10 protein-coding genes and 3 tRNA genes are annotated in these 9,197 nt (G+C 73.6%); 6 read left to right on the forward strand and 7 right to left on the reverse strand.

Features of this window, described 5'->3' with window-relative positions:
- Nucleotides 1-78: 78 nt before the first annotated feature.
- Entirely contained in the window at nucleotides 79-2,586 is a 2,508-nt protein-coding gene (locus ACIA8N_RS20310) for an SCO7613 C-terminal domain-containing membrane protein (RefSeq protein WP_365785071.1), read from the forward strand.
- 49 nt (nucleotides 2,587-2,635) lie between these two features.
- Here ACIA8N_RS20310 and ACIA8N_RS20315 read toward each other — a convergent pair.
- Together ACIA8N_RS20315 and ACIA8N_RS20320 are read right to left on the reverse strand one after the other, a co-directional pair.
- A tRNA-Val gene (locus ACIA8N_RS20315) sits at nucleotides 2,636-2,710 on the reverse strand.
- 54 nt (nucleotides 2,711-2,764) lie between these two features.
- A complete protein-coding gene (locus ACIA8N_RS20320) occupies nucleotides 2,765-3,187 on the reverse strand; it encodes a TIGR02611 family protein (protein ID WP_365785069.1) in 423 nt (140 codons plus the stop codon).
- A 190-nt stretch (nucleotides 3,188-3,377) separates the two neighbouring features.
- Between ACIA8N_RS20320 and ACIA8N_RS20325 the strand changes: the two genes are divergently transcribed.
- Entirely contained in the window at nucleotides 3,378-3,791 is a 414-nt protein-coding gene (locus ACIA8N_RS20325; protein ID WP_015032345.1) for an SsgA family sporulation/cell division regulator, read from the forward strand.
- Between the two features lie 190 nt (nucleotides 3,792-3,981).
- Nucleotides 3,982-4,539, forward strand: coding sequence for a CGNR zinc finger domain-containing protein (locus ACIA8N_RS20330; protein ID WP_365785067.1), 558 nt, complete (start codon nucleotides 3,982-3,984; stop codon nucleotides 4,537-4,539).
- A 47-nt stretch (nucleotides 4,540-4,586) separates the two neighbouring features.
- Here ACIA8N_RS20330 and ACIA8N_RS20335 read toward each other — a convergent pair whose 3' ends face one another.
- Both ACIA8N_RS20335 and ACIA8N_RS20340 read right to left on the reverse strand, forming a co-directional pair.
- Nucleotides 4,587-4,748, reverse strand: coding sequence for a hypothetical protein (locus tag ACIA8N_RS20335; protein WP_169749523.1), 162 nt, complete (start codon nucleotides 4,746-4,748; stop codon nucleotides 4,587-4,589).
- A gap of 111 nt (nucleotides 4,749-4,859) precedes the next feature.
- Nucleotides 4,860-5,294, reverse strand: coding sequence for a hypothetical protein (locus tag ACIA8N_RS20340; protein WP_365785065.1), 435 nt, complete (start codon nucleotides 5,292-5,294; stop codon nucleotides 4,860-4,862).
- A 177-nt stretch (nucleotides 5,295-5,471) separates the two neighbouring features.
- Here ACIA8N_RS20340 and ACIA8N_RS20345 point away from each other — a divergent pair, with 177 nt between their 5' ends.
- Entirely contained in the window at nucleotides 5,472-5,987 is a 516-nt protein-coding gene (locus ACIA8N_RS20345) for a DsbA family protein (RefSeq protein ID WP_365785063.1), read from the forward strand.
- Between the two features lie 12 nt (nucleotides 5,988-5,999).
- Here ACIA8N_RS20345 and ACIA8N_RS20350 read toward each other — a convergent pair whose 3' ends face one another.
- From ACIA8N_RS20350 to ACIA8N_RS20360, 3 genes are read right to left on the reverse strand one after another with little or no spacing between them, the layout of a single operon-like run.
- Complete coding sequence (locus ACIA8N_RS20350) at nucleotides 6,000-6,839, reverse strand: GNAT family N-acetyltransferase (protein WP_365785061.1); 840 nt, start codon at nucleotides 6,837-6,839, stop codon at nucleotides 6,000-6,002.
- A 41-nt stretch (nucleotides 6,840-6,880) separates the two neighbouring features.
- Nucleotides 6,881-7,711, reverse strand: coding sequence for an aminodeoxychorismate lyase (locus ACIA8N_RS20355; RefSeq protein WP_365785059.1), 831 nt, complete (start codon nucleotides 7,709-7,711; stop codon nucleotides 6,881-6,883).
- Nucleotides 7,708-8,775 carry a chorismate-binding protein gene (locus ACIA8N_RS20360; RefSeq protein ID WP_365785057.1) on the reverse strand — a complete coding sequence of 356 codons (1,068 nt, stop codon included), beginning with the start codon at nucleotides 8,773-8,775 and terminating at the stop codon, nucleotides 7,708-7,710. The genes ACIA8N_RS20355 and ACIA8N_RS20360 overlap by 4 nt, the downstream gene beginning before the upstream one ends.
- A gap of 230 nt (nucleotides 8,776-9,005) precedes the next feature.
- On the opposite strand from ACIA8N_RS20360, the gene ACIA8N_RS20365 reads away from it, so the two are divergent.
- Both ACIA8N_RS20365 and ACIA8N_RS20370 read left to right on the forward strand, forming a co-directional pair.
- Nucleotides 9,006-9,078, forward strand: a tRNA-Gly gene (locus tag ACIA8N_RS20365).
- A gap of 39 nt (nucleotides 9,079-9,117) precedes the next feature.
- Nucleotides 9,118-9,191: transfer RNA gene (locus ACIA8N_RS20370), tRNA-Cys, on the forward strand.
- Nucleotides 9,192-9,197 lie beyond the last annotated feature (6 nt).

Raw genomic sequence — 9,197 nt, forward strand, 5'->3', positions numbered from 1 at the left:
CGTACTCAGGCAGTAGGCGCCGGAAGATGAGTACCGGCACGCATTCCCGTCGGGTGTGGCCGGGGCCACACTCCGGGTATGGACAACTCACTGCCGCCCGCGGACGAGCTGGTGCTCGTCGACCGCGAGCTGGCGCAACTCGACGCACGCCGGTCCCAGTTGCTGGCCCGGCGGGCCTGGCTGCTGCAGGTGCTGTACGCGCCCGTCGCGCCGGCGGCTCCGTGGCCCCGTCCGCCGGTGGCGGACTCGACGCCGCGGAGCGCGCAGAACGTCCTGCTGACGCTGGGTGGCACCCTCCTGACGATCGCGGCGGTCGCCTTCACGCTGGTCAGCTGGGGCTCGATGGGCATCGGCGGCCGGGCGGCGGTCCTGTTCGTGGTGACCTCGGCGGCCCTGGCGGCCCCGGTGGCGCTGCTCCGCAGGAGCCTGGTCTCGACGGCCGAGTCGGTGGCGGCCCTCGGGCTCGTCCTGATGGTGCTCGACGCGTACGCGCTGCACCGGGCGGCGCTGTCGGAGACGGACGGCCTCGGGTACGCGGCGGTGGCCTCGGCCGTCCTCGCGGGCGCGTGGACCGCGTACGGCTCGGCGCTGTCCCGGCTCCGGATCCCGCTGCCGGTGGCCGTGGTCGCGGGGCAGCTCCCGCTGCCGCTCGGCGTGCTCGCCGCGGGCGGCGGGCCGACGGCGTTCGCCTGGGCGGCGCTCGTCACGGCCGCCGCGGACGGGGCGGTGGTGCTGTGGGTCCGGCCGGCGCCGGTCCGGATCACGGCGGTCACCGGTGCGGTGGTCCTGGGCGGCTGGGCCCTCCTGACGGGCGGCTGGCTCTCGCTCGCCTCGCCGTGGAGCGGCGCGCCGCTGCTCGTGGCGGGTGCGGTGGTGACACTGTACGTGGCCTGGCGCACGCCCCCGCTCGCGGTGGCGGCCTCGGTGGTCGCGGGCCTGGCCGTGGTGACGGCCGTCGGCGGCCTGCTGCGCGCCGCGGTCCCGGCGGACTGGACGGTGCCGGTGTACGTGCTGTGCGCACTGGTTCTGGCCTCGGTGTGGCGCGTGGGCACCACGGCCGCGGCGCCGGCGGACGGCCCTGCGACTGCGCCGGCCGGCCGGCTCCCGCGCGGTGTTCGGCTCGGGCTCGCCGGTGCGGGGGCGGGGGTGGCCGCCCTCGGAGTCGTGTGGGCGCTGCCGCCGGTGGTCGCCGGGCTCCTCGGGCCGATGGCCCGGACCACGGAGGTCTGGTCGGGCGAGCACGCCGGGCGGGTCCTGACGTCGTTCCCGGCGACGGCGGCCCTGGTCCTGGCGGTGGCCGTGGCCGCTCTCGCGGCCGTCCCCCGCCTCTGGACCCGGTGTGCGGCCCTCGTCCTGGCCTGGGGGCTGCTCACGGCCCTGCCGGTCTCCCTCGACCTGCCGTACGCGGCGACGCTCGCCCTCCAGCTGGTCACCGCCGCGGCGGCCCTGTGGGTCGCCGTACGCCCGGGCCCGCTGACGCGGGGCCTGCGCGCTGCCGGGGACGCGGCGGGCCCGGCGCCCGCCGGACCCGTGCTCACCCCGCCTGGGGCCGGAGGAGCGACGCCCTGGGCGGGCTGGGCGCCGACGGGCACCGGGCGGCAGCTGCCGGCCGTGGAGCCGGGGACCGTCCTCGGCTGGGCGGCGTACGCCGGTGGGCTGGCGTCCGCCGTGAGCGCCGTCGCGCTCGCCCTGGACGTGCGGGGTGCCACGTTCGTCGTGCTCGGCGCGGTGCTGGCTCTGTTCACCGGCGTCGCGGTGCTCGGCACGGACGCCCGCCGGGTGGTGGCCGCCTGCGGCGCCGTCCTGGCCGGGACCGGACTGGTGGGGGCGGTGGCCGCCGCCGCCGGGTTCGAGGGCCACTGGACGGCCCTGGCCCTGCTGCTGGTCCCGGCGGTCACCGCCGCCGTGGGGGCCCGGACGCGCCCGCCCGCGGTGGCCCTGGCGGTGGAGATCACCGGCGCGGCCGTGGCGATCCCCGCGTTCGGTCTCGCCGTGTCCCGGCCGGCCTTCCTCGCGCTCGCCCTGGCCCTCGGCGGGGTGATCGCGGCGGCGACGGCGGTACGTCCCGAGCGGCGGCGGTTCGCCTCGTGGACGGCGGCGGCGCTGTTCCTGCTGGCCGCCTGGGTGCGTCTGGCGGCCTTCGAGGTGACGACGCCGGAGGCGTACACCCTCCCGGTGACCGTGCCCGCCCTCGTCGCCGGGTTCCTGCGGCGGCGCCGGGACGCCGAGGCCTCGTCGTGGACGGCGTACGGCGCGGGTCTCGCGGCGACGCTGCTGCCGAGCCTGGCCGCGGCCTGGACCGACCCGGAGTGGGTCCGCCCGCTGGCTCTGGGCGTCGCGGCCCTGGTGGTGACGCTGCTGGGCGCACGGTTCCGGCTGCAGGCCCTGCTCGTCCTCGGTGGCGTGGTCCTGGCCCTGGACGGGCTGCACGAGCTCGCCCCGTACGTGGTGCAGGCGGTGGGCGCGCTGCCCCGCTGGCTGCCGCCGGCCCTCGCCGGGCTCCTGCTGCTCGCGGTGGGCGCCACGTACGAGCAGCGGCTGCGGGACGCCAGGAGGCTCCGGGACCGGGTGGCGCGGATGCGGTGAACGCCGAAGGCCCCGGGACGGTGTTCCGTCTCGGGGCCTTCGGACCGGGTGGTGGGCGATACTGGGTTCGAACCAGTGACCCCTTCGGTGTGAACGAAGTGCTCTCCCACTGAGCTAATCGCCCCGGTGCACCGCAAACATTACCGCATGTCAGCGGGGCTCCCGAACCATCCCAGGGTCACTCGGTGATCTTCCACGGCATGACGAAGCCGAACTTCCACAGGTAGACGCCGAGCAGGACGGCGATGATCACCAGGCCGATGGTGGTGAGGATGATGTTCCGGCGGCGGACCTTGGGGTCGAGGGCGCGCTGGGCGGCCTCGGTGACCTTGCGCTTGGTCCAGCGGAGCACGAGCTGCGCCCAGACGAACTCGGTGGCCCAGATCGCCATGCCGCCGAAGATGACCAGCCAGCCGGGCCCGGGCAGCGGCAGCATCACCACTCCGGCGCCGACCACGGCGAGCCCCACGATGAAGACGCCGACCTGCCAGCTCAGATGCAGGCCTCGCCGGGACTTGATGAACTCCGGTGCGCGGGATCCCAGTTCGGCTTCCTGGCCGTCTGCGGACTCCCCGGTGCGCTCGTCACTCTCCGCATTCATACCCCCCAACTTACCGGACTCGGAGCCGTCACCGGAATGGCGGTATTACCGCAGGTCACACGCACCCGATCGAGTGTCCTGAACACTCACAAAACCGACAGAGGGGTTTACAACGGCACCGGAGGTGGCATGTCGATTTCGCCGACGTGCGAATCCCCGAGCGCACACTGAGCGAAAGGCCCTGGCGCTTATGAACACCACGGTCAGCTGCGAGCTGCACCTGCGCCTCGTTGTGTCGAGCGAGTCCTCACTGCCTGTACCCGCGGGCCTGCGGTATGACACGGCCGATCCCTATGCCGTGCACGCCACCTTCCACACCGGAGCCGAGGAGACGGTCGAGTGGGTCTTCGCCCGCGACCTTCTCGCCGAGGGGCTGCACAGGCCCACCGGCACGGGCGACGTCCGCGTCTGGCCGTCCCGGAGTCACGGTCAGGGAGTCGTCTGCATCGCACTGAGCTCCCCCGAGGGAGAAGCCCTGCTCGAGGCCCCGGCGAGGGCCCTGGAGTCGTTCCTGAAGAGGACCGACGCCGCCGTGCCACCGGGCACCGAGCACCGGCACTTCGACCTCGATACGGAGCTCTCCCACATCCTGGCCGACAGCTGAGCCAGGCGAGAGCCGCACGGCGCCGTCCGACTCGGGGCGACGGCGCCGCGTGGGCAGTCACATAGGCACGACATCCGGCGCCCACCACCGCGCAGCCGGCGCGGTGGTGGGCGCCGGTGCCTTTTCCCGGTCGCGCTAAAGTCAGCGCCATTCCGCGGGCGCCCGCCCGCGGCCGGCCAGGGAGCGAATCGTGCTGATCCCCCACGACACCCGGATCGCCCTCGACACCGTCGTCGATCTGATGAACACCGCGCCCCAGGGCGACCGTGCCGACGAGCTCGCCGACCTGGAGGGGCTGGGAACCTTCGTCCGCGCCCACAAGGTCAGCGACGTGGGCGACCTGAGCCCCGCCGATCTACGCGCCGTCCGCGAGGTGCGCGAGAAGTTCGCGGCCGTCTTCTCCGCGCCGGAGGCCCGGATCGCGGCCCCCCTGATCAACCAGCTGGTGGCCGGCGCCGGCACCACGCCGCAGCTCACCGACCACGACGGCTACGACTGGCACGTGCACTACTTCGCGCCGGGCGCCTCCGTGGCGGACCACCTCGCGGCCGACTGCGGCATGGCGCTGGCGTTCATCGTGGTGGCGGGCGAGCAGGAGCGGCTGCGGCGCTGCGAGGCGCCGGACTGCGGCCGGGCCTTCGTCGACCTCTCCCGCAACCGCTCGCGCCGCTACTGCGACAGCCGCACCTGCGGCAACCGTCTGCACGTGGCCGCCTACCGGGCGCGCCGCAAGGAAGCGGCGGGCTGAGGCGGGAGCCGCCGGAGCACGAGGAGCGGTCGGAGCGCGCAGAGCCGTCACAGCACGAAGAGGTCGTACACGGCGGCCATGAGCAGCAGACAGCCGATGACCCCGAGAAAGATCATCAACGGTGGCTGGGAGAGCGCGAACAGGCAGCCGCGCGGCTCTTCGGCAGGGGCATCGGTGGCGGGGACGGGCTCCCGCGAGGTATCCAGCATCTCGGGGGGATGATGGCGTACCCACGACCCCGGAAATCCCGCAACACGCCCCTTGGCAGGGGCTGTTCACCCCTTCCCGTGGATCATGGGAACGGGAATCGCCAGAAGCGGTCAGATTCCGTGCTTCTTCAGAATCGCCTCGATGTCGCTGAAGTCGTCACCGGCGGACTCGCCCGTCCTTCCGGCCTGCCCGGCCTTCGGCTTCGCCGTCACGGCGCGCGAGGGCGCCGAAGCCCCGGGGGCCACTGCTCTCGGCACGTCGGCTCCGCCGGCGCTCTCCACACGGCCGCCACGACGCCGCTCGACCGCCCTGGTGGACAGGAAGAGCAGCCAGGCCACGCCGAGAACACCGAACCCGGCCCACGCGACAGGACTGAACGCCGTGTCCGCGATCCAGTCGACGGCCCCCGTCATCACCAGGCCGAGCGGCACAAGCGCGTAGGCGGCGATACGGGCGGCGGACAGGAATCGCTTCCGGTACGCCGCGACGGCGGCGATGCCCAGGCCCGCCGCGGCCACCGCGGAGCAGATCGTCTCGGCGAGCATGCGGTCCTCCAGACCCCGGGTGATACGTCCCTTCCATCCTGCACCGAGGGGACCGCCCGGGGCCATGTCCCGAGGCCGGTATCAGGGAGATCTCCGGGTAGGCCCGGCCGGATCTCCTCCCTGGGCACCCCCTGGGGGTGCCTCGTGGGCCCTCTCCCGGTGAGGGAGACTGCTGTCATGAGCGACTCCACCACCGCACCCGCCTCCCCCGTCGTCCTGGAGGCCTGGTTCGACCTCCAGTGCCCCGACTGCTTCCAGGCCCTCGACGACGTCCGCGCGCTCCGCGAGAAGTACGGCGACCGGCTCGACGTACAGCTGCGCCACTTCCCGCTGGCGAAGCACAAGCACGCGTACGCCGCCGCCCAGGCCGCCGAGGAGGCCTTCGAGCAGGGCAAGGGCTGGGCGTACGCGGAGGCGCTGCTCGCCAGGACCGCCGACCTCGCCGACCGGGGCGAGCCGGTCCTCATGGAGGTGGCGACCGAACTCGGCCTGGACGCCGAGGAGTTCGACACCGCACTGATCGACGGCCGGCACCTGCTGACCGTCGACGCGGACGAGGCCGAGGGCAAGGCGATCAAGGTCACCGGCACGCCGACCTATGTGATCGGCGGCGAGCGCCTGGACGGCGGCCAGAGCCAGGACGGCCTGCGCGAGCGCATCGAGGAGATCGCCGACCGCCTCCTGGGGGCCTGACGCCCCGCTCCCCTACCGCAGCTCCTTGGCGCTGTTGACATGGGTGGTGCGGTAGCCGAGCGACTCGTAGAGCCGGATCGCCGGGGTGTTGCCCGCGAAGACGTGCAGTCCGAGCAGGGTGTCCCCGGCCTCCCGCGCCACCCGCTCGGCGAGCAGCATGAGCGCCCGCCCGTAGCCGCGCCCGCGCTGCTCCTCCTCGACCTCGATGTTGTACACGAAGGCCGCCCACCGCCCCGGTTCCAGTTCCATCCGGCCGGTCCACAGATGGCCGGCCGGCCGGCCGTCGCGGACGACGACGTGGATCGCGACACCGGGCGTCGCCAGGCCCTCCGGGAGGAACCTCCGGTGGCTGCCCTCGGCCTTGGCGCGGGCCTGCTCCGCGGGAACGCCCCGGTCGATCCAGCTCTGGGCGAACTGCTCCCTGGCGCGCACCTCCCACCCGACGTACTCGGCCTCGGTCATCGGCCGGACCTCGACGCCCTCCGGCAGCTCCGGCGGCTCGGCGGGCAGTTCCTTGACCATGTTCCGGCTGCGCTCGGTGTAGCCGAGCGAGCGGGCCATCCGCAGCGCCGCCGCGGAGTCGGCGGGCACCGATATCTGCACCTCGACGCAGCCCCAGCCCCGCAGCACCTCCTCGGAGGCGAGCGCCGCGACCGTGCCCCGGCCGCGTCCGCGGTCGGGCTCGTCGACCCCGAGACCGCTGATCACGCCGGAGGCGGCGCCGAATCCCGGGTCGGTGGAGAGGCGGACGGAGCCGACACGGCGGCTGTTCACGCACACGTCGTAGGTACGCGCACGGCCGCCGTCGGGCGTCTGCTGAAGCGGCTCGGCCGGCCGCAGGGTGGTGGTCATCACAGGTGTTCTACCCACCCCGGGGCCATCCGTCATCAGGTTTACCCGAGACGGGGGTCGGCGTCCGCCGCCGCCCGCTCGTCGAAGATCCGCATCGCCTTCGCGGTGAGCGGCCCGGGCGCCGGCGACAACTCGCGCCCGTCGACCCGGTGCACGGCCTGGACGTCGCGGAGGGTCGACGTCAGGAAGATCTCCTCGGCACTGTCCAGGACGTCCAGCTGCAGGTCGGCCTCCTGGGCGCCGGTCCACTCCACCGCCAGGGCGCGGGTGATGCCGGCGAGGCAGCCGGAGGAGACGGGCGGGGTAAGGAGCTGCCCGTCGACCACGACGAAGACGTTGGAGCCGGTGCCCTCGCAGAGCTGCCCCACGGTGTTGCCGAAGAGCGCCTCCGAGGCCCCCTGCTCGCGTGCCCTGGCGAGGGCGACCACGTTCTCGGCGTACGAGGTGGTCTTGAGGCCGGTGAGGGCGCCGCGCTCGTTGCGGGTCCAGGGCACGGTGATCACGGCGGTGGAGTCGGCGCGGCGGCCGGTCTCGCCGAGGGCGACGACGAGGCTGGCCCCGGCGTCGCCGCGCTCCGAGCCCAGCGGCGAGAGGCCGCCGGTGTACGTGATGCGGAGCCGCCCCAGCTCCATCGGGTTCGCCTCGAGGACGGCGGCGCAGGCGCGGCGGACCTCGTCGAGGTCCGGGGCGGGGAGGCCGAGACCCAGGGCGGAGCGGGTGAGCCGCTCCAGGTGGAGGGTCAGAGCAAACGTTTCTCCCCGGACCGCCTTGACCGTCTCGAAGATGCCGTCGCCGACGGTCAGTCCGTGGTCCAGTACGGAGACCAGGGCGGTCTCCGCGTCGTGCAGCCCGCCGTTGACCCAGAGTTTCATCGAGAAGTGGCCTTTCCGCTCGCCGCAAGGGCGCCTGACTCGTAGGCGCCCGACGCTATCGCGACGAGCCGGGCCGCCTTCAGCTCGGTCTCCTCCCACTCGCGCTCCGGGTCGGAACCCCAGGTGATCCCGGCGCCTGTGCCGAAGCGGAGCACGCCCTCGGGGCGGTCGATCCAGAAGGTCCGTATGCCGACGGCCAGCTCGGCGGTGCCCGCGTCGGCGTCGACCCATCCGACGCCTCCGCAGTACGGGCCGCGGGGGGCGGTCTCCAGGGCCTCGATGATCCGCAGGGCGCTGGACTTGGGGGCGCCGGTGACGGAGCCGGGCGGGAAGGTGGCGTCGAGCAGCTCGGGCCAGCCGGCGTCCGCGCGCAGGACGCCGGTGACGGTGGAGACGAGGTGGACGAGGCCGGGGTGCTCCTCGGTCGCGCAGAGGGCGGGGACGGCGACGGAGCCGGTCTCGCTGACGCGTCCCAGGTCGTTGCGGACCAGGTCGACGATCATCACGTTCTCGGCGTGGTCCTTGGGCAGGAGGTCGGCGACGGTGCGGCCGGTCCCCTTGATGGGGCCGGAGGTGATCAGGGCCCGTTCCCTGCGGAGGTAGAGCTCCGGGGACGCGGTGGCGACCTCCACGCCGTGGGCGGGCAGCCGGATCGTTCCGGCGTAGGGGGCGGGGTTGCCCAGGGCGAGCAGCGCGGTGAGGGCGTCGACGTCGGCGGCGGCCGGGTCCGGCAGCGGCGCGGTCAGCACCCGGCACAGGTTCGCCTGGTACACCTCGCCGCGCGCGATGTGCTCGCGCACGCGCCGGACGCCCGCGACGTACGCCTCTCGGTCGAGGGAGGACGTCCAGTCACCGGCGGCGGGCCCGCGCCAGGCGCCCGGAAGGGGCGCGGGGACGGGATCGGGCCGCACGTCGCCGAAGCGTGCGCAGGTGAGACGCCCTTCGAAGTCCGCGCAGACGGCCCAGAAGCCGGAGCTGTCGAGGGCTTCGGGGTCGTGGGTGACGTCCCGGAGGTCGGTCGCGACGAGGCCGCCGAAGCGGGCCAGAGGAGCAAGGTCGTGCACGCATCGAGTCTAGGTCCGTCGACGGAGGCGTACCGGACGGGTGCGTGGCGGCTCCGCGCCACCCGGGGGACACGGCGAGTGAACGCGGCGCGAAGCCTCGGGGACGCCGGGCCGGGCACCCGGATCGGCGCGCAGGTCAGCACGCTGCGGAAACGCGTTTTTGTGCTGGCCCAGGAATCCGCTAGAGTTCAACACGTCGCCGGGACGCGCAAGCGAAACGGAAACGACAAGCGGACGTGGCTCAGTTGGTAGAGCATCACCTTGCCAAGGTGAGGGTCGCGAGTTCGAATCTCGTCGTCCGCTCGATGTGGGGGATCTTCCCGAACCCCTGTATTCACTCCTGGTGGAGTGGCCGAGAGGCGAGGCAACGGCCTGCAAAGCCGTCTACACGGGTTCAAATCCCGTCTCCACCTCCAAGCGCG

This window comes from Streptomyces sp. NPDC051822 (assembly GCF_044452745.1).
Taxonomy (GTDB): domain Bacteria; phylum Actinomycetota; class Actinomycetes; order Streptomycetales; family Streptomycetaceae; genus Streptomyces.

What these genes read in the sequence shown, in the direction of transcription:
- ACIA8N_RS20310 (WP_365785071.1), top strand. Translation starts at nt 79, where the DNA reads ATGGACAACTCACTGCCGCCCGCGGACGAGCTGGTGCTCGTCGACCGC.
- ACIA8N_RS20320 (WP_365785069.1), bottom strand. Translation starts at nt 3,187, where the DNA reads ATGAATGCGGAGAGTGACGAGCGCACCGGGGAGTCCGCAGACGGCCAG.
- ACIA8N_RS20325 (WP_015032345.1), top strand. Translation starts at nt 3,378, where the DNA reads ATGAACACCACGGTCAGCTGCGAGCTGCACCTGCGCCTCGTTGTGTCG.
- ACIA8N_RS20335 (WP_169749523.1), bottom strand. Translation starts at nt 4,748, where the DNA reads ATGCTGGATACCTCGCGGGAGCCCGTCCCCGCCACCGATGCCCCTGCC.
- ACIA8N_RS20340 (WP_365785065.1), bottom strand. Translation starts at nt 5,294, where the DNA reads ATGCTCGCCGAGACGATCTGCTCCGCGGTGGCCGCGGCGGGCCTGGGC.
- ACIA8N_RS20345 (WP_365785063.1), top strand. Translation starts at nt 5,472, where the DNA reads ATGAGCGACTCCACCACCGCACCCGCCTCCCCCGTCGTCCTGGAGGCC.
- ACIA8N_RS20350 (WP_365785061.1), bottom strand. Translation starts at nt 6,839, where the DNA reads ATGACCACCACCCTGCGGCCGGCCGAGCCGCTTCAGCAGACGCCCGAC.
- ACIA8N_RS20355 (WP_365785059.1), bottom strand. Translation starts at nt 7,711, where the DNA reads ATGAAACTCTGGGTCAACGGCGGGCTGCACGACGCGGAGACCGCCCTG.